The sequence below is a fragment of the Streptomyces sp. NPDC048295 genome, assembly GCF_040652135.1.
Taxonomy (GTDB): domain Bacteria; phylum Actinomycetota; class Actinomycetes; order Streptomycetales; family Streptomycetaceae; genus Streptomyces.
This window is the reverse complement of sequence record NZ_JBEZLL010000026.1, coordinates 121,029-143,162: the sequence shown is the minus strand read 5'-3', so window position 1 is coordinate 143,162 and position 22,134 is coordinate 121,029. Positions and strand designations below refer to the sequence as shown.

General features: G+C 70.4%; 18 protein-coding genes. 16 read left to right on the top strand and 2 right to left on the bottom strand.

Annotated elements, in window-relative coordinates:
* Positions 1–782: 782 nt before the first annotated feature.
* Positions 783–2,453, top strand: a complete 1,671-nt coding sequence (locus AB0D53_RS31690; protein ID WP_362452577.1) for a hydrogenase maturation protein — start codon at positions 783–785, stop codon at positions 2,451–2,453.
* A 22-nt stretch (positions 2,454–2,475) separates the two neighbouring features.
* On the opposite strand, the gene hypB is transcribed toward AB0D53_RS31690, so the two are convergent.
* A complete protein-coding gene (gene hypB / locus AB0D53_RS31685; RefSeq protein ID WP_362452575.1) occupies positions 2,476–3,261 on the bottom strand; it encodes a hydrogenase nickel incorporation protein HypB in 786 nt (261 codons plus the stop codon).
* 3 nt (positions 3,262–3,264) lie between these two features.
* The gene (locus tag AB0D53_RS31680) at positions 3,265–3,594 is read right to left on the bottom strand and encodes a hydrogenase maturation nickel metallochaperone HypA (RefSeq protein ID WP_362452574.1); all 330 of its coding nucleotides are present in this window, start codon (positions 3,592–3,594) and stop codon (positions 3,265–3,267) included.
* 258 nt (positions 3,595–3,852) lie between these two features.
* On the opposite strand from AB0D53_RS31680, the gene AB0D53_RS31675 reads away from it, so the two are divergent.
* The 15 genes from AB0D53_RS31675 to AB0D53_RS31605 all read left to right on the top strand — a co-directional run bounded on the left by AB0D53_RS31675 (position 3,853) and on the right by AB0D53_RS31605 (position 22,123).
* Entirely contained in the window at positions 3,853–4,908 is a 1,056-nt protein-coding gene (locus AB0D53_RS31675) for a hydrogenase expression protein HypE (RefSeq protein ID WP_362452573.1), read from the top strand.
* 45 nt (positions 4,909–4,953) lie between these two features.
* Positions 4,954–6,747 (top strand): nickel-dependent hydrogenase large subunit, encoded by a 1,794-nt coding sequence (locus AB0D53_RS31670; protein WP_362452572.1) that lies wholly within the window; start codon positions 4,954–4,956, stop codon positions 6,745–6,747.
* Positions 6,747–7,691 carry a NifU family protein gene (locus tag AB0D53_RS31665; protein WP_362452570.1) on the top strand — a complete coding sequence of 315 codons (945 nt, stop codon included), beginning with the start codon at positions 6,747–6,749 and terminating at the stop codon, positions 7,689–7,691. Before AB0D53_RS31670 ends, AB0D53_RS31665 begins: the two co-directional genes overlap by 1 nt.
* Positions 7,688–8,341 carry a DUF5947 family protein gene (locus AB0D53_RS31660; protein ID WP_362452569.1) on the top strand — a complete coding sequence of 218 codons (654 nt, stop codon included), beginning with the start codon at positions 7,688–7,690 and terminating at the stop codon, positions 8,339–8,341. Before AB0D53_RS31665 ends, AB0D53_RS31660 begins: the two co-directional genes overlap by 4 nt.
* On the top strand, positions 8,338–8,979 hold the full coding sequence (locus AB0D53_RS31655) for a DUF6084 family protein (protein ID WP_362452568.1): 642 nt from the start codon (positions 8,338–8,340) through the stop codon (positions 8,977–8,979). Before AB0D53_RS31660 ends, AB0D53_RS31655 begins: the two co-directional genes overlap by 4 nt.
* Positions 8,976–10,379: a hypothetical protein gene (locus AB0D53_RS31650; RefSeq protein ID WP_362452567.1), complete on the top strand. Its 1,404-nt coding sequence runs from the start codon at positions 8,976–8,978 to the stop codon at positions 10,377–10,379. The genes AB0D53_RS31655 and AB0D53_RS31650 overlap by 4 nt, the downstream gene beginning before the upstream one ends.
* 355 nt (positions 10,380–10,734) lie before the next feature.
* A complete protein-coding gene (locus AB0D53_RS31645; RefSeq protein WP_362452565.1) occupies positions 10,735–11,265 on the top strand; it encodes a hydrogenase maturation protease in 531 nt (176 codons plus the stop codon).
* Between the two features lie 2 nt (positions 11,266–11,267).
* Positions 11,268–13,820, top strand: a complete 2,553-nt coding sequence (hypF, locus tag AB0D53_RS31640) for a carbamoyltransferase HypF (RefSeq protein WP_362452563.1) — start codon at positions 11,268–11,270, stop codon at positions 13,818–13,820.
* Positions 13,821–13,885: 65 nt separating this feature from the next.
* A complete protein-coding gene (locus AB0D53_RS31635; RefSeq protein ID WP_362452562.1) occupies positions 13,886–14,182 on the top strand; it encodes a HypC/HybG/HupF family hydrogenase formation chaperone in 297 nt (98 codons plus the stop codon).
* Positions 14,179–15,282, top strand: a complete 1,104-nt coding sequence (hypD, locus tag AB0D53_RS31630; protein ID WP_362452561.1) for a hydrogenase formation protein HypD — start codon at positions 14,179–14,181, stop codon at positions 15,280–15,282. Before AB0D53_RS31635 ends, hypD begins: the two co-directional genes overlap by 4 nt.
* Before the next feature lie 8 nt (positions 15,283–15,290).
* Positions 15,291–16,379, top strand: a complete 1,089-nt coding sequence (gene hypE, locus AB0D53_RS31625; protein ID WP_362452560.1) for a hydrogenase expression/formation protein HypE — start codon at positions 15,291–15,293, stop codon at positions 16,377–16,379.
* Positions 16,380–17,129 (top strand): DUF6390 family protein, encoded by a 750-nt coding sequence (locus AB0D53_RS31620; protein ID WP_362452559.1) that lies wholly within the window; start codon positions 16,380–16,382, stop codon positions 17,127–17,129. It abuts the gene before it with no gap.
* 660 nt (positions 17,130–17,789) lie between these two features.
* The gene (locus AB0D53_RS31615; protein WP_362452582.1) at positions 17,790–20,183 is read left to right on the top strand and encodes an endonuclease/exonuclease/phosphatase family protein; all 2,394 of its coding nucleotides are present in this window, start codon (positions 17,790–17,792) and stop codon (positions 20,181–20,183) included.
* Between the two features lie 540 nt (positions 20,184–20,723).
* A complete protein-coding gene (locus AB0D53_RS31610; protein WP_362452557.1) occupies positions 20,724–20,978 on the top strand; it encodes a hypothetical protein in 255 nt (84 codons plus the stop codon).
* 383 nt (positions 20,979–21,361) lie between these two features.
* Complete coding sequence (locus AB0D53_RS31605) at positions 21,362–22,123, top strand: hypothetical protein (RefSeq protein WP_362452556.1); 762 nt, start codon at positions 21,362–21,364, stop codon at positions 22,121–22,123.
* Positions 22,124–22,134: the final 11 nt, after the last annotated feature.

Sequence of the window (22,134 nt, the reverse complement as noted above, 5' to 3'; positions counted from 1 at the left end):
CCACCCCTTAGCCGAGGCGCTTGAGTCGCGGATTCACCGGCGCACCCAGACGGAAGCCAAGGGGAATTTGAGTTCCAAGGAGCCGACTACCGCCATCGTGGCAACTTGGGAAACATTTTACATACAACGACCTCGAACTCGAAACCACGAACCGGACAGTAAACCAACCCACGGACGGAGACCTCGACATTACCCGCACAGCATTTCGGCGCGGACGTCAAGTGCTTTTTTGACGACCGGCACGCCGCCCGTGCCGGGCCGTGCTCGAACAGGAGTGAGGGGGCAAGGGCGGTATGGGCGGCCGGAGAGGCGAGCGCCGCCGGATCGCACGAAGGGCGGCCGCGCAAGCGCGTTGTCGCGCATGCTGTGCTCCCTCGACGCGGATGGCGCCTGCACCGTCGAGCGGTTCCGGCACCGGCTCGCGTCGAGTCGCCGACGGCCGGTCCACACCCCGCCGGTGGCGTTGCGGAGCCGCGGCCCGCGCGGGATCCCCGGTACCTCTGCCCGAGGTTGTGCCCCGGCCCGGTGCCGTGCGCGACACTCGCCGGGCCGATCGGCCGCTGCCGGACAGAAGCTGTCGGAGCCAACTGCTTGTAGCGCACGAACAGGCCGACGGTCCGGCCCGGCGCCGTGGGGCCGGTGAACGTAGCAGCGCGTCGGCCCACCGTCCGATGTGTGCGTTTCGGGTGAATTCCCCGCATGTTCCCGCCGGGTGCGTTCCGCTGAGCAGGAGTCCACGCCCACGCTCGATCAGGACGGACCGCAGCCACCGGGAGATCGCCGTGCACATCCTGCTTGTCGCAAGCGCCTTCAACAGCCTTACCCAACGCGTCCAGGCGGAGCTGAGGGACCACGGGCACTCCGTCGCCGTGCAGCTCGTGTACGAGGAGGACCACGTCCGGGAAGCCGTCCGCCAGGAGTGTCCGGACCTTGTTGTGGCGCCGTACCTGAAGACCGCGATCCCGAGGGACGTCTGGTCGGTGCACACCTGTCTCGTCGTCCATCCGGGGCCGGTCGGCGACCGCGGGCCCTCCTCCCTGGACTGGGCCGTCCACGAGGGAGCGGACCGCTGGGGCGTCACCGTGCTCCAGGCGAACGCGGAGATGGACGCGGGCGACGTCTGGGCGTCCGTGGCCTGTCCGCTGCCCCCGGTGGGCAAGAGCGACCTGTACCGCAACGAGATCTCGGACGCCGCCATGGCGGCGGTGCTTCTCGCGGTCGGACGTTTCGCGTCGGGGACGTACACCCCGGCGCGGCAGTCCTCCGGCGCCGGCGAAGGCTGCCGCCCCCTGTTCCGGCAGTCGCTGCGTCGCATCGACTGGCGGTCGGACTCCACCGCGACAGTGGTCCGCAAGCTCAGGGCGGCGGACTCCCAGCCCGGTGTGCTCGACGAGTTGCTGGGCGGGGAGTGGTTCCTGCACGGCGGGTATCCCGAGTCCCGGCTGAGCGGGCGTCCGGGGGATGTGGTGGCCACCCGGGACGGCGCGATCTGCCGGGCGACCACCGACGGAGCGGTGTGGATTCCCGAGCTGCGGCCACGGCGGGCGCCGGGCGGCCCGGCCACCTTCAAACTCCCCGCCGCCTCGGCGCTGGCCGGGCTGCTGTCCGCCGTGCCCGAGCGGCCGGCTCCGCTGCACCGGACCGGGAACGACGGCACCTGGTCCGAGATCGGCTACCGGGAGGAGGCCGGGACCGGCTTCCTGTCGTTCTCCTTCCGCGGCGGCGCGATGAGCACGGCGCAGTGTCAACGCCTGCTGCATGCCTACCGGTTCGCCTGCTCCCGGCCCACCTCGGTGCTGGTCCTCGGCGGCGGCCGGGACTTCTTCTCCAACGGCATCCACCTCAACGTGATCGAGGCGGCGGCCGATCCGGGCGCCGAGTCCTGGGCCAACATCAATGCCATGGACGACCTGGTGGAGGCGGTGCTGACCACCACGGACCGGCTCGTCGTCGCCGCCCTGGCCGGGAATGCCGCGGCGGGCGGGATGATGCTGGCCCTCGCCGCCGACGAGGTGTGGTGCAGGGCGGGCGCGGTGTTCAATCCGCACTACCGCCTGATGGGGCTGTACGGATCGGAGTACTGGACGTACACGCTGCCGCGGCGGGTGGGCGCGGCGGCGGCCGGCCGGCTCATGCGGGACGCCCTGCCGGTCAGCTCCACCGCGGCCCACCGGCTCGGGCTGATCGACAGGGTGATCCCGTGCGCCCCTCAGTCGTTCGCGTCGGAGGCCGGCGCCCTGGCGTCCCGTCTGGCTGCCCTGCCCGCGACCCAGTCCCGGATCCACGCGAAGAAGGCGGAGCGGGACCGGGTCGGCCTGGCCCCGTACCGGGAGGCCGAACTCGCCCGCATGCACCGTATCTTCGCGGACCCGCACCACCCGTACCACGGGCTGCGCCGGGCCTTCGTCCGCAAGGAGCGCCCCGCGACCGGCACCCCGGTCCCCCGGGACTGAGCGCGGCCGGGCGGCGCAGCGGCTACCGCTGCTCCGCCAGCCAGTCGTACCAGTGGGCCAGGCCCTCGCCGGTGGTCGCGGAGACCGTCAGCACGCGCACGTCCGGGTTCACCGAGCGCGCGTGCCGCTCGCACTGCTCCACGTCGAAGTCGACATGCGGCAGCAGATCGGACTTGTTGATCAGGATCAGGTCGGCGGCGGCGAACATGTACGGGTACTTCAGCGGCTTGTCCGTGCCCTCGGTGACCGAGATGATCACGACCTTGCTCCGCTCCCCCAGGTCGAACAGGGCGGGACACACCAGGTTCCCGACGTTCTCCACCATGAGCAGCGAACCCTCGGCCGGGGACAACGCCGTGAGGGCGTCCCGCATCATCTCCGCGTCGAGGTGGCACCCCGCCCCCGTGTTCACCTGCACCACGGCACAGCCCGTACGCCTGATCCGGTCGGCGTCGAGCCTCGTCTCCTGATCGCCCTCGACGACGGCCACCGGCCGGCGACCACGGAGGTCGGTGACGGCACGTTCCAACAGGGTCGTCTTGCCCGCGCCCGGCGAGCTCATCACGTTCACGGCCACGACGCCGCGGTCGCTCATCCACGTCCGGTTGCGCTCCGCGAGCAGGTCGTTCTTGGCGAGTACCTTCTGCTCGATGGTGACGGTCTCACCGGCTCCACCCTGCTGACGACGCTCGTGCGGATGAGTGTGCGGATGCGGATGCGGATGTCCGTGATCCGGTGCACCGTCCTCCCGCAGCATCACGATCCTGGTCCCGCCGGACTCCTCGGCACAGCCGCAGGTACCGCACATGGTTCAGCCCACTTCCATGGAGACGATCTGCAGTTCCTGTCCCGATGTGATCTCCACATCCGCGCTGCCGCAGGGACACAGCAGAATCAGGTCGGTCAAGGTGAATTCGACGGCACAGGTGCGGCAGCGGCCGGCGCCGGGCGGCTGGTCGATCTCCAGCCGCGCGCCCTCGGCGGCCGTCCCCTCCGTGACCAGGCCGAAGCAGAACCGCATCGAGTCGGGCACCACGGCCGTGAGCGCGCCGACGCGGACGCGGACCGTACGGACCGGACGCCCCCCGGCGCGTTCGCACACCGAGTCGACGACGCTCTGTGTGATGGCCAGCTCGTGCACCGGTGCTCGTCCTTCCGCGGATGGCTTCGACCGTAGGGCCACGGAAGGACCGTGGCGTCGTCCGACGGGACCGGTCGCCCGCCCGGATCACCCGAGCGGTCGACCGCATGCCGTCATTCGGGCCCCGGTGACAGGGCGGTGCGGCGAATTCCCCTGTTGCCGCAGCTCGCGAATCGAGGCGTGATGGTAGCAATGTGCGTATACCCACCTGTGGGGGCCGACGGCCGGTAGGCCGTCATCCTGAAAGGCGGCGATTCCATGCCGACAGAGGAAGCGGTAAAGGCGGAGGACACACTGATCCACGTGCTGTGGATCAACGCAGGACTGAGCTGTGACGGCGATTCCGTCTCACTGACCGCCGCCACGCAGCCGAGCATCGAGGAGATCGCGCTCGGTGCCCTGCCGGGACTTCCGCAGATCGCCGTCCACTGGCCGCTCATCGATTTCGAATGCGGCCCGAACGGCGGCGCCGACGATTTCCTCGAATGGTTCTTCAAGGCCGATCGCGGAGAACTGGAACCGTTTGTCCTCGTGGTCGAGGGGTCCATTCCGAACGAACGGCTGCACGACGAGGGTTACTGGTGCGGGTTCGGCAACGACCCCGCCACCGGACAGCCGATGACGACCAGCGAGTGGCTCGACCGGCTGGCTCCGAAGGCGACCGCGGTGGTCGCGGCCGGCACCTGCGCGACGTACGGCGGCATCCACGCCATGGCGGGCAACCCGACCGGCGCAATGGGGGTTCCCGACTACCTGGGCTGGGACTGGAAGTCCAAGGCAGGCATCCCGATCGTGTGCGTCCCCGGGTGCCCGATCCAGCCGGACAACCTCTCGGAGACGCTCACCTACCTGCTGTACATGGCCACCGACCAGGCACCGATGATCCCGCTCGACGACGCACTGCGGCCGAAGTGGCTGTTCGGGTCGACGGTCCACGAGGGCTGTGACCGGGCCGGATACTACGAGCAGGCCGACTTCGCGACGGAGTACGGCTCACCGAAGTGCATCGTCAAGCTGGGCTGCTGGGGCCCCGCGGTCAAGTGCAATGTGCCCAAGCGCGGCTGGATGAACGGCATCGGCGGCTGCCCCAACGTCGGCGGCATCTGCATCGGCTGCACCATGCCCGGGTTCCCGGACAAGTTCATGCCGTTCATGGACGAGCCCCCCGGCGGCAAGCTCTCGACCAACGCGGTCGGGCTGTACGGGTCGACGATCCGGCGGCTGCGCGGTCTCACCACCCACGCCCTGGACCGCGAACCGAAATGGCGCAGGCCCGGCAGGAAACTCACGACCGGCGCCACACGCACCTGGTGAATGACCGCGTACATCACCTCAACGGACAGAAAGAAGAGGCGGCCAATGACCGCGACGCAGCACAAGGGTGCCGGAGGCGGCCAGGGCAAGAACGACCTGGTCGAAATGGCCTGGGATCCCATTACCCGGATCGTCGGCAGCCTGGGGATCTACACGAAGATCGACTTCAAGCAGAAGGTGGTCGCCGAGTGCCACAGCACCAGTTCCATCTTCCGGGGCTATTCGGTCTTCATGAAGGGAAAGGACCCGCGGGACGCACACTTCATCACGAGTCGCATCTGCGGAATCTGCGGTGACAACCACGCCACGTGTTCCTGTTACACGCAGAACATGGCGTACGGGGTGAAGCCACCGCACCTCGGCGAATGGATCGTCAATCTCGGCGAGGCCGCGGAGTACATGTTCGACCACAACATCTTCCAGGAGAACCTGGTCGGGGTCGACTACTGCGAGAAGATGGTCGCGGAGACCAATCCCGGCGTGCTGGAACAGGCCAACCGCACCCCCTCCCCGCACGCCGAGGCACACGGGTACCGGACGATCGGCGACATCATGCGGTCGCTGAACCCGTTCACCGGCGAGTTCTACCGCGAGGCGCTCCAGGTCAGCCGGATGACCCGGGAGATGTTCTGCCTGATGGAGGGCCGGCACGTCCACCCCTCCACGCTCTATCCCGGCGGGGTCGGCACCGTGGCGACCATCCAGCTGATGACGGACTACATCACCCGCCTCCAGCGGTACGTCGAGTTCATGAAGAAGGTCGTGCCGATGCACGACGATCTCTTCGACTTCTTCTACGAGGCCCTGCCGGGGTACGAGCAGGTCGGCAACCGGCGCATCCTGCTGGGCTGCTGGGGCTCCTTCCAGGACCCGGAGCACTGCAACTTCGAGTACAAGGACATGACCGACTGGGGCCGGAAGATGTACGTCACCCCCGGTGTCGTCGTCGACGGGAAGCTGGTCACCACCGACCTGGTGAAGATCAACCTCGGCATCCGGATCCTGCTCGGTTCGTCGTACTACAACGACTGGGACGAGCAGGAGACCTTCGTCTCCCACGACCCCCTCGGCAATCCGGTCGACCGGCGCCACCCCTGGAACCAGCACACCAACCCGCAGCCGCAGAAGCGGGACCTGGACGACAAGTACAGCTGGGTCATGTCACCCCGGTGGTTCGACGGCAAGGACTACCTGGCGCTCGACACGGGCGGCGGGCCCCTCGCGCGGCTGTGGACCACCGCGCTGGCCGGTCTGGTCGACATCGGCTACGTCCAGGCCACCGGCCACAGCGTCAGGATCAACCTCCCCAAGACCGCGCTCAAGGGGCCGGTGGAGCTGGAGTGGCACGTCCCGAAGTGGAGCAACACCATCGAGCGCAACCGGGCGCGCAGCTACTTCCAGGCCTACGCGGCAGCCTGTGCGCTTCACTTCGCGGAGAAGGCTCTCGCGGAGATCCGCTCCGGGAACACCAAGACCTGGGAGAAGTTCGAGGTGCCCGAGGAGGGCGTGGGCTGCGGGTTCACCGAGGCGGTCCGCGGTGTCCTCTCCCACCACATGGTGATCCGGGACGGCAAGATCGCGAACTACCACCCGTACCCGCCGACTCCGTGGAACGCGAGCCCCCGTGACACGTACGGCACGCCCGGCCCCTACGAGGACGCCGTGCAGGGGCAGCCGATCTTCGAGGAGAACGACCGGGAGCACTTCAAGGGCATCGACATCATGCGCACGGTGCGCAGCTTCGACCCCTGTCTGCCCTGCGGTGTGCACATGTATCTCGGCGAGGGCAAGAAGCTGGAGCTCCTGCACTCCCCCACCCAGTCCGCGGGCAGTGAGTGATGGCGCAGAAGGATTCCCCGGCCACGTCCGACTGGCGGACGGCCGGTGAACGCATCGACACCCTGATCGCCGCCAGCGGCTCGGGCGGCGCGGTCGCCCGCGAACGCAGCGAGGAACTGGTCCGGCTCGTCACCGACTTCTACGGTGCCGGGCTGGAACGGCTGCTCGATCTCGTGCACGAGCAGGGGCGGCTGGACGACGACGTCCTGGCCGCCCTGGCCGACGACGAGCTGGTGGCCGGCGTCCTGCTGGTGCACGGGTTGCATCCCTACGGTGTGGAGACCCGGGTCGAGCGGGCCCTGGAGAGCGTACGACCGTATCTGGGTTCGCACGGCGGTGATGTGGAGCTGCTCGCCGTCACCGACGAGGGCACCGTCCGGTTGAGGCTGCTGGGCAGTTGTGACGGCTGCCCGTCGTCCTCGGTCACGCTCAAGCTGGCCGTGCAGGGTGCGGTGGAGGCGGCGGCGCCGGAGATCACCTCGATCGAGGTCGAGACCGCGGCCGACGAGGACGCCGGGCCGGCGGGGCCGCTGGTACGGGTGGACTCGCTGTTCGCCCGGGTGCACGCGAAGTCCGGGACGGCCGGCGACGACGGCGCGTCGTGGGAGGTCGTGCCGGAGCTGTCGGGGCTGGAATCCGGCGTCGTGGCCCGACTCGGTGTCGGCAGGATGCCGGTGGTGGCCTGCCGGGTGGGCGCGGATCTCTTCGCCTTCGAGGACCGGTGCGCGCGCTGCGAGCGGCCGTTCGAGGGTGCCACGCTGGCGCGGCGGATGGGCGGTCCGGCCGGGGACGCGATTCTGCGCTGCGCCGGGTGCCGTGCGCACTACGACGTACGGCGGGCCGGAATCTGCCTCGACGAGGACGGTGCGCACCTGGCCCCGCTGCCGCTGCTGTCGGACGGTGTCGCGGTCTCGGTGTCGGTCCCCGCGGCGGTGGCGACGTGATCGCCGCCGGCCGTTCCGCCTCGCCGGCCTCCACCCTGCTGCGGCTCAGACGCGACCGGCCGCGGCCGGTCGCCGGTGAGCGCTGCGAGATGTGCGCGGAACCGATCGGCAAGAGCCACCCCCATGTGGTGAACCTCGACAGCCGCGCCCTGATGTGCGGCTGCCGGGCCTGCTATCTGCTGTTCACCGACGAGAACGCGGAGTTGCGCTACCGGGCGGTCCCCGAGCGCTATCTGCACTTCGCCGGGCTGACCGTGGACGGGCGCGCCTGGGACGAGTTGCAGATCCCCGTGGGGCTCGCCTTCCTGTTCCGCAACTCGGTCCAGGACCGGATGGTCGCGTTCTACCCCGGGCCCGCCGGGGCCACCGAGTCGGAACTGCCGCTGGACGCCTGGGCAGCCGTCGTCGAGTCGAGCCCGGAGCTGGCCGTGCTGCGTCCGGACGTGGAGGCGCTGCTGATCCGGCGTACGTCGGAGAGCGACAGTTCGTGCCACCTGGTGCCGATCGACGCCTGTTACGAGCTGGTGGGGCAACTGCGCTCGCTGTGGCGCGGGTTCGACGGTGGCACCGAGGCCCGGGCCGCGATGGACGGCTTCTTCGCGCGGGTGGCGGAGCGCAGCCGCCCGGCCGCGGGGATCGGGGCGCCGTGAACGACTTGGCGTTCTCTGTGCTCGACGTCGTCGCCGAGCCGTACGCGGCCGCTCCGCAGCTGACCGCGCGGCTGCGGATCGAGGAGCGGACGGGCCGGCGGATCCATGCCATCGCGCTGCACTGCCAGGTCCGCATCGAGCCGCAGCGGCGCCATTACGACGAGGCCGAACAGAGCGGCCTGGTGGCGCTGTTCGGCGGCCGGGACCGCTGGACGGACACCCTGAAGCCGTTCCAGTGGATCAGCTGCGACACCACCGTGCAGGGGTTCAGCGGTGCGACCGAGGTCGATCTCGCCCTTCCGTGCACGTACGACTTCGACGTGATCGGTTCCCGCTATCTGCACGCCCTGGGCGAGGGTTCGGTCCCCCTCGCCCTGATGTTCTCCGGCACGGTCTTCACCCGCGGCAGCAAGGGCTTCGGGGTCGAGCAGGTGCCGTGGGACTGCGAGGCCCGGCACCCGATGCCGGTCGAGGTGTGGCGGCGCATGGTGGCGGCGCACTACCCGAACACCGGATGGATCCGGCTGGACCACGAGGTGCTGGCGCGCTTCGCGGACTTCCGGGCCCGGCGCGGGCTGATCAGCTGGGACGAGACGGTCCAGGAACTCCTGGCCGAGCACGACGAGGTGGTCCTGTGAGTCTTGACCAGGTGCGTTCGATCGCCGATGCCGTCCTGTACGAGGGGTACCTCCTGTACCCGTACCGGGCGAGCTCGCACAAGAACCGGTCGCGCTGGCAGTTCGGGGTCCTCGGTCCGCCGCGGGCCACGGCGGCGAGCTTCGGCGAGGAGCCGGAGATGGAGATGCAGTGCCTGCTGGCACCGCACGACGGGCCGGCCGCCGTCACCGTGCATCTGCGCTTCCTCCAGCTCCAGGTCCGCGAAGTGCGCAGCACGGGCGAGGACGGGGTGGACGTACCGGTCGGAGAGCTCGTCGTCGACGGAGTGCCGGTGATGTCCTGGGACGAGGCCGTCGAGCGTGAAGTCGCGCTGACCGCACTGCCGTTGGGCGAGGCGACGGAGGCCGTCCACGAGGTCCCGGGCGGCGAGGACACCGAGCCGGTGACCGACGCGCGGGGCGTGGTGGTGGGACGGATCGTGCGGCGGCGGCTGCCGTTGACGGTCCGGGTCCGCACACGGGCCGTCGTCGACGACGGATACGTGCGCCTCTCCGTGGCGGTGCGCAACGAGCATCCGGAGCCCGTGGCCACCAAGGACGCCGCGATCCGCTCCTCGCTGATCGGTGCGCATCTGCTGCTGCGGGCACACGACGCCGGGTTCGTCTCGCTGCTCGAACCGCCCGCCGGGGCGGCAGCGGCGGCCGGCCGGTGCCGGCAGCGCAGGTGCTGGCCCGTGCTGGCCGGACCGAGGGGCACGACGGACACCCTGCTCGGTGCGCCGATCATCCTGTACGACTACCCGGAGGTCGCCGAGCAGAGCCCCGGCGCCCTGTTCGACTCGACCGAGATCGACGAGATCCTGACCCTCCGTGTGATGACCATGACGGAGGAGGAGAAGGCGGAGGCCCGGGCCACCGATCCCCGGGCCCGGGAGATCATCGACCGGTGCGACGGCATGTCGCCCGCCGACCTCCAGCGCTTGCACGGCCTGCTGCGCGACCCGCATCCGCCGGGGCCGGCGGCTCCCGCGGGCCCGGCGGCGGAAGTCCGGGACGTGGAACCCGCCGCTTTCGACACCGCGGGCGCCCCCTGGTGGGACCCGGCGGCCGATGCCTCGGTACGGCCCGGGAGCGACGCGGTCGTGATCGACGGGGTCCGGGTGGCCAAGGACAGCCTGGTCCGCGTCCACCCCTCCCGGCGGGCGGACGCGCAGGACCTGTTCTTCGCCGGCCGGGTGGCCCGGGTGACCGCGGTCCTCTCGGACGTGGACGGTGGTACGCACATCGCCCTGGTCCTCGTCGACGACCCCGCTTCGGACCTGCACGACTGGTACGGGCGCTACTTCTACTTCGCGCCCGACGAGCTGACACCCCTGAGCGCCGAGGAGACGGCGCTGCACCGAGAGGAGAACCGATCATGAAGACCCTGGGCATCATCACCGCCGGAGCGGCCGCGGCCGTGGCGGTCGTCGCCGTGGCGGTCGGGATCAGATCGATCCCCGACATCCGCCGCTACCTGCGCATCCGTTCGATGTGAATCCCGATCCGGGCGAAGTGGGCAGGGAGCGGGGAGCACCCCATGGCGGACACACCGGAGAAGAACAGCGGCGCCGAGGAGGAGCCGCGGGAGGAGCGGGGCCCGAAGGGGTCCCGCTCCACCCGCCCGTACCGGCCGTCGGGCACCTCGGCCGGATGTTCCGGCACCTCCGTACGGCCGGAGCCGGCTCAGGACCGGAAGTCGTCCGGCCTCCGGTCCGGGGGGCGGCCGGGCCGAGGATGACGAAGGAATCCGACACAGTCGGCCGGGTGCTGGTCGCGGGCATCGGCAATCTGTTTCTCGGCGACGACGGCTTCGGCCCGGAGGTGGTGCGCCGACTGGCCCACGACGGGGGGATGCCTTCTCAGGTCCGGGTGGTGGACTACGGCATCCGTGGCATGCATCTCGCCTACGACCTGCTCGACGGGTACGACGCGCTGGTTCTGGTCGACGCGTACCCCGGGGGCGGCGCCCCCGGGGAGGTGACGGTGCTCCGCATCGACGCGGAGGACCTCGGTTCGGGTGAATTCGACGCACATGGCATGAATCCGGTTGCCGTCCTGGCAAATCTGGATCAATTGGGCGGTACGCTTCCGCTCACCTACCTCGTCGGCTGCACACCCGCCGGAGTCGAGGAGGGCATCGGGCTCAGCGAGGCCGTCGACAGCGTGGTGCCCGAGGCGATGCGGGCAGTGCACACCCTGGTCCGGCAGCTCGCGCCGTCCGTACCGACCGCGTCCGTGAACAGCACCGAACCCCGGAGATCCTGATCATGTGCCTAGGCATTCCTGGCCGCGTCGTGGAGATCGTGGACGGGTATGCGGGCCAGCTGGCTCTGGTGGACGTGGAGGGCGCCAGGCGCCGCGTCAACATCGGCATGCTCGACGAGGCGCCCGGTCGCGACGACTGGGTGCTTCTCCACATGGGCTTCGCCGTCGAGCTCATCGACCGGGCGAAGGCCCAGGAGGCCCTGTCCGGACTGGAGATGATGGGCCGCGGCCGGGAGCAGCGGATCCGGCGCAGATTCGAGGTGAGCGGCGTCGTGCAGGGCGTGGGCTTCCGCCCGTTCGTCTACGTCACCGCCTCGGAGCTGCTGCTCACGGGCTCGGTGACGAACACCGGCGACGGGGTGCTCGCCGAGGTCGAGGGACCGGCCGGTGCCGTGGAGGAGTTCGGCCGCCGCCTGCGCTCCGACGCCCCTCCGCTCGCGGTCGTCGAGGACGTGCGTACGAGCGAACAGCCGGCCCGCGGCGGCACGGGCTTCACCATCGAGCGGTCCAGCGCTTCCGACCGGGCCAGGACACTGGTCTCGCCCGACACCGCGACCTGCCGGGACTGCCTGGACGAGCTGGGCGATCCGTCGAACCGGCGCTACCGCCACCCGTTCATCACCTGCACGCACTGCGGCCCCCGGTTCACGATCGTCACCGGCCTCCCCTACGACCGGGCCGCCACCACGATGGCGGACTTCGAGATGTGCGGGGCCTGCCGGGCGGAGTACGAGGACCCGCTCGACCGGCGCTTCCACGCCCAGCCGATCGCCTGCCCCGACTGCGGACCGCGGCTCGAACTCGTCGGCAAGCAGGGCGTGGCCCCGTCGCACGACCAGGACGCGCTGCGGACCGCACGGAAGCTCCTCTCCGAGGGTGGGATCATCGCGGTCAAGGGCCTCGGCGGCTACCACCTGGTGTGCGACGCCCGCGACGACGCGGCCGTCGCGGAGCTGCGCCGGCGCAAGCAGCGCGGAGGAAAGCCGTTCGCGGTGATGGTGCAGGACCTCGACGTCGCGCGTGAGCTGGTGACTCTCACGGCGGACGAGGAGGAGCTCCTGAGCGGTGGGCGCCGGCCGATCGTCCTCCTCCCCCGTCACGCTGCCCGGTCCGGCGCGGGAGTGTCCGACGCCGTGGCGCCCGGCAGCCCCCACCTCGGACTGCTGCTGCCGTACACCCCGCTGCACGTCCTGCTCTTCGGCATCGGTGACGACTCGCCGGGCCCGGACGCGCTCGTGATGACGTCGGCCAATCTGTCGGGCGAGCCGATCGTCACCGACGACGGCGACGCGCTGACCGCCCTGGCGCCGCTGGTCGATGCCTGGCTGCGGCACGACCGGCGCATCCATGTGCCGTGCGACGACTCGGTCAGCCGCTGGGCCGCCGGTGCCGAGCTGCCGCTGCGCAGATCGCGGGGATACGCCCCGCTGCCGATCGCGCTGCCCTTCGACGTGCCCCCGACGCTTGCCGTGGGCGCCGACCTGAAGAACACCTGCGCGCTGGCCAAGGGCCGCTACGCCTGGCTGAGCCAGCACATCGGCGACATGGACGACCTGTCCACGGTCGATGCCCTGACCCGGACCGAGAGGCATCTGGAGGACCTCACCGGGGTGGCGCCCACCCTGCTGGTGGCCGACCGTCACCCCGGCTACCACTCCGGCGACTGGGCTCGCACCCACGCGGCCGGACGGCCGGTCCGCACCGTGCAGCACCACCACGCGCACATCACGTCCGTGATGGCGGAGCACGGCCTGGGCGCGGACGAGCGCGTGATCGGAATCGCCTTCGACGGCACCGGCCACGGCACCGACGGGACGGCCTGGGGCGGCGAGGTCCTGGTGGCCGGCTACGCCTCGTTCAGCAGGGCCGCGCACCTGGGTTGCGTACCACTGGCCGGGGGCGATGCGAGTGTGCTGCGGCCGTACCGGATGGCCCTCGCCCATCTGCACGCGGCCGGCATCCCCTGGGACGAGGACCTGCCCGCGGTCCGTGCCTGCCCGCCCGCCGAACGCGATGTGCTGGCCCATCAGTTCGCGACCGGGTTCGGCTGCGTGCCCACGTCGGGCATGGGGCGGCTCTTCGACGCGGTCGCGTCCCTCGCCGACGTCCGGCACGTGGTGGCGTACGAGGCGGAGGCAGCCATGGAGCTGGAAGGGCTGGCCCGTACCGCGGCGGCCGGCCCCGCGGCTCCGGAGGGCGGCTACCGCTTCGGCATCCGCCCCGGGAAGAGGGAGGAACCCGCCGTCGCGGATCCGGGCCCGGTCGTCCGGGCCGTGGTGTCCGACGTACGGGACGGGGTTCCGGCCGGGCTGATCGCCGCACGTTTCCACGCCGCCGTCGCCGCTCTGGCCATCCGACTCGCGGACCTCTGCCGCGCACCCACCGGCCTTTCGACCGTGGCGCTGGGCGGTGGTGTCTTCCAGAACGCCGTACTGCTCGAAGCGACGCAACTCGGCCTGAAGGAACGGGGCTTCACCGTCCTGCGACCGCGCCTGCTCCCGCCGAACGACGGCGGGATCGCCCTCGGCCAGCTCATGATCGCCGCATCGGGCTGACGCCGCCGCACGACTGCACGACCGTACCGCCGTACCTCAAGAGGGATCCACAGAGGAGAGGGACCATGTGTCTGGCTGTTCCGGGGCGTGTCCTCAGTACCGCCGAAGTCGACGGCACCGTGATGGCCGACGTCGATTTCGGCGGGGTGCACAAGGAGGTGTGCCTCCAGTACATCCCCGATGTGACCGTCGGTGAATACGTCATCGTGCACGTCGGATTCGCCATCCAGCGCCTCGACGAACGGTCGGCCCTGGACACCCTCGCCGACTTCGAACGGCTCGGCATCCTGGCCGAGGAGTTCGAGGACGGCTTCGAACGCGCAGCCCGGCAGGGTGCGTCTCACGAAGGAGCCGGCCGGTGAAGTATCTCGACGAGTTCAGTGACCCCGATGTCGCGAAGAGGCTGATCGACCGGATCCACGCGGCCACCACGCAGAAGTGGGCGCTGATGGAGGTCTGCGGCGGCCAGACGCACTCGATCATCCGGCACGGCATCGACCAACTGCTCCCGGACAGCGTGGAGATGATCCACGGACCGGGGTGCCCCGTCTGCGTCACCCCGCTGGAGACCATCGACCGGGCGCTGGCGATCGCCGCCCGCCCCGGTGTCATCTTCTGCTCGTTCGGCGACATGCTGCGCGTGCCCGGCAGCAGCCAGGACCTGTTCTCCGTGAAGAGTGCCGGCGGCGACGTCCGCGTGGTGTACTCGCCCCTCGACGCGCTGAAGCTCGCCCGGGAGAACCCCGACCGCGAAGTCGTCTTCTTCGGGATCGGATTCGAGACCACGGCCCCGGCCAACGCCATGACGGTGTATCAGGCGCAGCGGCTCGGGGTGCGGAACTTCTCCCTGCTGGTGTCCCATGTGCTGGTGCCGCCCGCGATCGCCGCGATCATGGAGTCCTCGACGTGCCGGGTACAGGCGTTCCTCGCCGCGGGCCATGTGTGCAGTGTGATGGGGACGGCCGAGTACCCGCCGCTGGCCCGTAAGTACAAGGTGCCGATCGTGGTCACCGGCTTCGAGCCGCTGGACATCCTCGAAGGGATCCGCCGGACCGTCGTCCAGCTGGAGGCGGGCCGGTACGAGGTGGAGAACGCCTACTCCAGAGCGGTGCGCGAGGAGGGCAATGTGCCCGCCATGGAGATGCTCGCCGATGTCTTCGAGGTGACCGACCGGACCTGGCGCGGCATCGGGGCGATTCCGCGCAGCGGCTGGCGGCTCGCCGAGAAGTACCGGGCGTTCGACGCGGAGCAGCGGTTCGAGGTGACGGACATCCACACCGCCGAGTCGTCGCTGTGCCGCTCGGGCGAGGTCCTCCAGGGATTGATCAAACCGCACCTGTGCGAGGCGTTCGGCAAGGAGTGCACACCGAGGAACCCGCTCGGCGCGACCATGGTGTCGTCCGAGGGCGCGTGCGCCGCGTACTACACCCACCGCCGCCTGGAACTGGTCGATGCGAAGTGACTGACGCGATGCAGGACGTGACCGCCGCGGTGAACGATGTGCCCGACCTCGACTTCGAGGGGTGGGCGTGCCCGGTACCGCTGCGGGACATCCCGTCCGTCGTCATGGGCCACGGGGGCGGCGGTGCGATGTCCGGTGAGCTGATCGAGCACCTGTTCCTGCCCGCGTACGGTGCCGCGGCCGCCGCCGACCTCGGTGACTCGGCCGTCCTGACGGTCGGCTCCGGCACCCGTCTCGCCTTCTCCACGGACTCGTTCGTGGTGAAGCCGATGTTCTTCCCCGGCGGGTCGATCGGCGATCTGGCGGTGAACGGCACGGTCAACGACCTGGCCATGTCGGGTGCCACGCCCCTGTTCCTGTCCACCGCCTTCATCCTCGCGGAGGGCACCGCGCTGAGCGAACTCGGCCGGATCGCGCAGGCCGTGGGCCGGGCCGCCGAGGACGCCGGTGTGCGCCTGGTCACCGGGGACACGAAGGTCGTGGAGCACGGCAGTGGTGACGGTGTCTACCTCAACACCTCGGGCATCGGTGTGGTCCCGCCCGGTGTCGACATCCACGCGCGCCGGGCAGTCCCCGGTGACGCCGTGCTCGTCAGCGGCGACATCGGTGTGCACGGTGTGGCCGTGATGAGCTGCCGGGAGGGCCTTGAGTTCGGTACGACGGTGGAGAGCGACACCGCCCCGCTGCACGGACTCGTCGCCGCCATGCTCGCCACCGGCACCGACCTGCGCGTGCTCCGGGATCCCACGCGCGGGGGCGTCTCGGCCTCGCTGAACGAGATCGCCCGCGCCTCGGACGTGGGCATCGAACTGGTGGAGCGGCTCCTTCCCGTACCGCCCACGGTGCGCGACGCATGCAGTCTGCTCGGGCTCGACCCGCTCCAAGTCGCCAACGAGGGCAAACTGATCGCGATCGTCCCGCCCGAGGACGCGGACCGGGTGCTGGCCGCCATGCGGGCCCATCCCCTGGGCCGGTCCGCCTGCCGGATCGGCAGCTGCGTTCCGGATCACGCCGGGATGGTCGTGGCGAGAACGGGGCTGGGCGGGAGCCGGGTGATCGGGCTGCCGATCGGCGAACAACTACCGAGGATCTGCTGAGTGAGTGCCGAGGGCGCGCTGCTGTTCGCGCGATACGCCTACCCGCCCAACGAGCTCGGCTACTGCGGCCCCGCCGACGCGGCGGCCCTCCTGCGCCGTGACGCGACCGCCGACATCGAGCGGCGCGCCCGGCAGTTCGAGGGGGCCTGGTGCTATCTCCAGTTCCTCGCGGAGACGGCGGGGCTCTCGGACCCGCTCGACGTGCGGGTGGTCGAGGCGTACTGGATCGGCAACGAACTGCTGGACCGGGCCGATCCCGCCGCTCTGGTGGAGCGCATGACCCACCGGTTCCGGGGGCAGCTCGGCGGCACCTGGCGCGACGCCGGGCGGCGCGCCCTGGCCCATCACAGCTTCCAGGTGTTCGAGGTGTATCCGTGGGCTCCGATACTGCGGTCGATGGGTCATCCGACCGCCCTGTCCGTGCTCGACCAGTGCCGCGTCCGTACGGGAGTGGTCGTGGCCGCCGACAGGGACCTCGCGACCGTGCGCTCACGCCCGCTGTGCTGGGACGGTGCGGGGCTGACCGACGGCGCGTGGCGGGAGGAGACCGTACGCTGCTCGGCCGGTGGCCTGACGCTGCTCGACGGTCTCAGCGCAGGCGACCGGGTGGCACTGCACTGGGACTGGGTGTGCGATGTGATCGACGACGAACAGGCCCGGCGCATCGAATTCCTTGAGGCCCGCCGACGCACCGACCTGGGCCTGGCGTCCTGTGAACCGGACATCGGCATCCACGGCGTTCCGGGCTGATGTCCGACGACTCCGTCGATTCCTGATGCCCGGCAGTGCCGGGGGGCAGGTCTGCCTGACGCGGATGCGCGCACGGACCCGCTGCCATCAGCGCCCAGGCAGCAGGGCCTCCCCTCCGCGCCGGACGCGGCGATAGGGCCGTGTCCTGTGTGGTGAGGCGGTTCAACGCCAGGTGCGCGCGCCTCCTGCGAACCACGAGGAGCCGCTGCGATGCAGCATGCCCTGATACGCACCCGTGCTCTGTTCCAGCTCCATGGCCCGGCCCGGTTGTCTGCCCCGGCGAACGGCTGCGGCGGATGAAGAAGACCGTCATCATTGCCATCGGTGTTCCCGCCACCGCGCCGCTGCCTGGCGGCTCAGCTCGCTCTCCACCCCCCTTAGGGTCCGATTCCGGTGAGCCGCCCGGCCCGACCTGCGGGAACGGCGACCGGACAGGCGGGAACGGTGTCGAGAAGTTCATGTCCGAAGCCTTGTTACGCCATGTTCTACGCGCGTATCTTCAGCTTCTGGATCTGTGCGAGACGCTCACAAGCGCCCCCCGCCGCCACTTGACGAACCCTCACTGGCCTGGCGCCCCTGCGGCGACCAGGCCATGTCCTGCCATGAAGGAGTGCCGCAACGGTGCCCAGCCCTCTCCCCACCCGCCGCTCCCGCCGCGCACTGCTGCGCGCCACCCTGCCCGCCGCGGTCACCGCGTCACTGGTGCTCGTCCCGCTGCCCGGTGCGGTCGCCACCCCGTCCGCAGGCGTGGTCATCGCCGAGGTGTACGGCGGTGGCGGCAACTCCGGCGCGACGCTGAAGAATGACTTCATCGAACTCGCCAACCCGTCCGGGGCCGCTTTCGGCCTGGCCGGCTACAGCGTGCAGTACCTGCCGGGCAGCCCCAGCGCCAGCAGCAAGTGGGGGGTCACCCCGCTGAGCGGCGCGGTCGCCGCCGGCGCCCGCTACCTGGTCTCCGAGGCGGCGGGCACGGGCGGCACCGTGGACCTGCCGACCGCCGACGCCGCCGGCAGCCTGGCCCTGTCCGCCACCACGGGCACCATCGCGTTCGTCAACGGCACCGACGCGCTGACCTGCAAGACCACCGCGGACTGCGCCGCCGACCCGCGCGTCGTCGATCTGGTGGGCTTCGGCACCGCCGTGGTCCACGAGGGCTCCGGCACCGCATCCGGCGCCTCCAACAGCGCCTCGGTGGCCCGCGCCACCTCTCTCGCCGACACCGACGACAACGCCGCCGACTTCCAGGCCGGCGAGCCCACCCCGGTCAACAGCAGGGGCGAGACCGTCCCCGGAGGCGGCTCCGGCGGGGGCGACACCGGCCCGACCGAGCCCGGAACGGTGCGCGTCCACGACATCCAGGGCGCCACCCGCGTCTCGCCGCTGGCCGGCAGGACGGTCGAGGGTGTTCCCGGCATCGTCACCGGCGTCCGTACGTACGGCACCAAGGGCTTCTGGATGCAGGACCCGAACCCGGACGCCGATCCGGCCACCAGCGAGGGCGTCTTCGTCTACACCGGCGGCACCGGCCCGGCCGTCAAGGTCGGCGACTCGGTCCTGGTCACGGCCAAGGTGACCGAGTACTACACGAACAGCTCGGGCGGCTCGCAGTCCCTCACCGAGCTGTCCAACCCCAAGGTCACCGTGGTCTCCTCGGACAACCCGGTGCCCGCCCCGGTGGTGCTGAACAGCTCGGCCATCCCGGCGGCGTACGTGCCGGACGCGGCGGGCGGCTCGATCGAGTCCCTGCCACTGCGGCCCGACGCCTACGCGCTCGACCTGTACGAGTCGCTGGAGGGCATGAACGTCGAGGTCCGCGACGTACCGGTGACGCAGGCCAGCAACTCGTACCACGAGCTGTGGGTGAACGCCCGTGAGCAGGACCCTCGTTCGTCCCGCGGCGGTTCCGTGTACCTCGGCTACGACCAGCAGAACTCCGGCCGGCTCATGGTCCAGTCGCTCGGCGCGGCAGCCGACTTCCCGGTCGCCGATGTCGGCGACCGGCTCACCGGCACCACCGAAGGCCCGCTGGACTACACCAATTTCGGCGGATACGCGGTGCAGGCCACCCGGCTCGGCGTCGTCCAGTCGGGCGGGCTGAAGCGGGAAGTCACCCAGTCCGGCCTGCCGAGCGAACTCACGATCGGCACGTACAACGTCGAGAATCTCGACCCGGGCGACCCGGACGAGAAGTTCGCCGAGCTGGCCGCCGGCGTCGTCACCAACCTGCGCTCACCCGACATCCTGGCCGTGGAAGAGGTCCAGGACGACAACGGCCCGGTCAACGACGGCACGGTCACGGCCGGTGCCACCGTCGCCAAGTTCGTCGAGGCGATCAAGGCGGCCGGCGGCCCTGCCTACGACTGGCGTTCCGTCGACCCGGTGAACGGCAAGGACGGCGGCGAGCCCGGCGGCAACATCCGCCAGGTGTTCCTGTTCAACCCCGACCGCGTTTCCTTCACCGACATACCCGGCGGCGACTCCACTACCGCCGTGGACGTGACCGGCAACGGCAAGCGCGCTTCGCTGACCGTCTCCCCGGGCCGGATCGACCCGGCCAACGAGGCATGGAACAGCAGCCGCAAGCCGCTGGTCGGCCAGTTCAAGTTCCACAACAAGCCGGTCTTCGTGATCGCCAACCACTTCAACAGCAAGGGTGGCGATCAGGGCCTGGACAGCCGCTTCCAGGCCCCGACCCGCAGCTCCGAGGTGCAGCGCGCCAAGCAGGCCGAGGTCGAGCAGGCCTTCGTCGCCAAGCTCCTGGCCGCCGACCCCGGCGCCCGGGTGGTCTCCCTCGGCGACTTCAACGACTACCAGTTCTCGCCCGCGCTCCGGACCCTCACCAAGGGCGGCGTCCTGCGCGACCTGGTGAACGAACTGCCCGCGTCCGAGCGCTACTCGTACGTCTACCAGGGCAACTCGCAGGTGCTCGACCACATCCTGGTCAGCCCCGCGTTCAAGCCGCAGCAGACTCACTACGACGTCGTCCACATCAACAGCGAGTTCGCCACCCAGGCCTCCGACCACGACCCGCAGGTGGTCCGCGTCAAGCCCTGACCCAGCCCGTCCACCGCTCCCCCGTCCGGTCGCCGACCGGGCGGGGGAGCTCGTTCTTCTGCCAGTGCGTCCACGCCTGGTACGGAAGCGGCACATACCGTTCGGTGCGCCTCTTCCGACGCGTGGCCCGAGCCGGATGGGTCGTCGGTCACCGTCCGGGTCGCCTCGCAGGCATCTCGGCCCACTGAGCCGGCAGCGGCGGATTCTCATCCACGGGCTTCAGCGATCGCGCGATCCCGTCGGCGTCCGGTACAGCCGGAAGAGCGCCCACGATCACGGTGCTGCCCGTCGCGCCGGTGTGTTCTCCGTACTCTTCGGGGGGGCACCCCGAAGACATCCCCGACAACCTGAGTGTGGGTGAACGCATCCGGCTCCTCCGGGAGTCGCGGTCCGCCCCGTGGCTCTTGCCGTGATCCCGGCGAGGACCTAGCATCCCCTCTCGATCGACAAAATTGGTCCAGTCCAGTCTGCTTCAAGGCTGAACACCACGTCGGGAGACTCTTGTTGCCCCCGTTCCCGCTCTCTCCGGAACAACGGAGCATGCTCTTCCTGGAAGGCCTCTTCGGTCCCGGGATCTTCCGCGACACGCTCATCTCCCTCCCGCTCCGGCCCGGGATGACCAGGGCCCGGGTCCAGTCCGCGATCACGCGCCTGCAACGGCGGCAGGAGGCGCTGCGCAGCGCCTTGGTCGGGCGCGCGCCCCACCTGCAGCGGATCGAGGCCGTCGCCCCTCGGCTGCGCACCGTCATCGCGCGCCCCGGAGAGAGTGCAGGAGATCTGCCGGCCGCCAGGTGAGCCGCTTGCCTGGGGTCTGCGCAGGCGCGCGAGGTCCCTGGTCGCGCAGAGTACGAGCTGATCGAGGATTCGGCCGGGCTGGAGCGGTTCCTGCTGGTGCCCCTGGATCACCGTCTGAGACGGACATGCCGAGCGAGTCCTGACAGCCGAGCTGTCGACCCTGCTGGAGCACGCGCTCGGGCGGGGCGGGATCGAGTCGGGCGAACTCCCATGGAGTTACCAAGCGTTGTGCGAGCAGCGAGTCGAAGCCGCTGCGCGCGCCGAGCGCGAGACACGGTACTGGTCCCGCTCCCCGGAGCGCCTCGAACCGGTATCGGGACTGATCCCCCCGGCCCGGCAGCGGATCGGCCGCCGGGCCGACAGGCGAACTGTCGCTGGGCCAGGTGCAGAAGCTCTATCGTGGGCCGGCCCTGCATACGCTGGTCGGCAACGTCTGCCGATCCCAAGGGGCCACCGCCTTTTCGGTGTTGGCGGCGCTGACCGCGGCAGCGATCCGGCACCGTGGCGGGCCCCGTACGATCGCGCTGTTCACGCCGGTCTCGACCCGGCAACGGTCCGGGTTCGGCTCCGCGGCCGGCTGCTTCGTGCACGATCGTCCGGTGGTCTGCCACATCGATCCCGCCCAGGCCCTGTCGGACTGCTTCAAGTCCGTCATGGGTCAGAATCTGGCCGCTCTCCGCTTCCCGGCGCTGAGCGTCGCGGATCTTGCCTGTGCCGTACCACCGTTGGGTGCGGCGTTGCTTTCCGACGGCATCGACTACGTGCAACTGCACGTCGGGATGCCGGCCGAGGCCGCAGCCGACCCCACGGCCGCTACGCGTTCCGACGACGCCACCGGTCCGGTGCCGGCCCCGGACGAGCGAGAGCCCCGTGCCCTGGGGCCCTTCCGTCCGGCCCTGGACTTGAGTGTCACCACTCTGCGCTTCGAGTTCACCCCCGAGGCAACGACCGCGCGGGCATTCTGCGGGGCCCACCCGGCGGGCTGGCCGTGGCCGAGGACCTCGCCGACGACGTGCTGGCGCTGCTGGCCGGCGTGCCGTGCAACGCAGAGAGCACAGTCGCGGCCCTGGTCGAGAGCACGTTGCCGCGGTGAGAGCGCGGGCGCGCTCCGGGCACAACGGTTCCGTAGCGTTGGAAAGGCGTGAACGACGTCTGT

Excerpts from the sequence above, each read along its gene's own strand:
- AB0D53_RS31670 (WP_362452572.1), top strand. The coding sequence starts at position 4,954 with ATGACCGCGACGCAGCACAAGGGTGCCGGAGGCGGCCAGGGCAAGAAC.
- AB0D53_RS31635 (WP_362452562.1), top strand. The coding sequence starts at position 13,886 with ATGTGTCTGGCTGTTCCGGGGCGTGTCCTCAGTACCGCCGAAGTCGAC.
- AB0D53_RS31610 (WP_362452557.1), top strand. The coding sequence starts at position 20,724 with ATGCTCTTCCTGGAAGGCCTCTTCGGTCCCGGGATCTTCCGCGACACG.
- AB0D53_RS31645 (WP_362452565.1), top strand. The coding sequence starts at position 10,735 with ATGACGAAGGAATCCGACACAGTCGGCCGGGTGCTGGTCGCGGGCATC.
- AB0D53_RS31675 (WP_362452573.1), top strand. The coding sequence starts at position 3,853 with ATGCCGACAGAGGAAGCGGTAAAGGCGGAGGACACACTGATCCACGTG.
- hypE (WP_362452560.1), top strand. The coding sequence starts at position 15,291 with ATGCAGGACGTGACCGCCGCGGTGAACGATGTGCCCGACCTCGACTTC.
- AB0D53_RS31665 (WP_362452570.1), top strand. The coding sequence starts at position 6,747 with ATGGCGCAGAAGGATTCCCCGGCCACGTCCGACTGGCGGACGGCCGGT.
- hypB (WP_362452575.1), bottom strand. The coding sequence starts at position 3,261 with ATGTGCGGTACCTGCGGCTGTGCCGAGGAGTCCGGCGGGACCAGGATC.
- hypF (WP_362452563.1), top strand. The coding sequence starts at position 11,268 with ATGTGCCTAGGCATTCCTGGCCGCGTCGTGGAGATCGTGGACGGGTAT.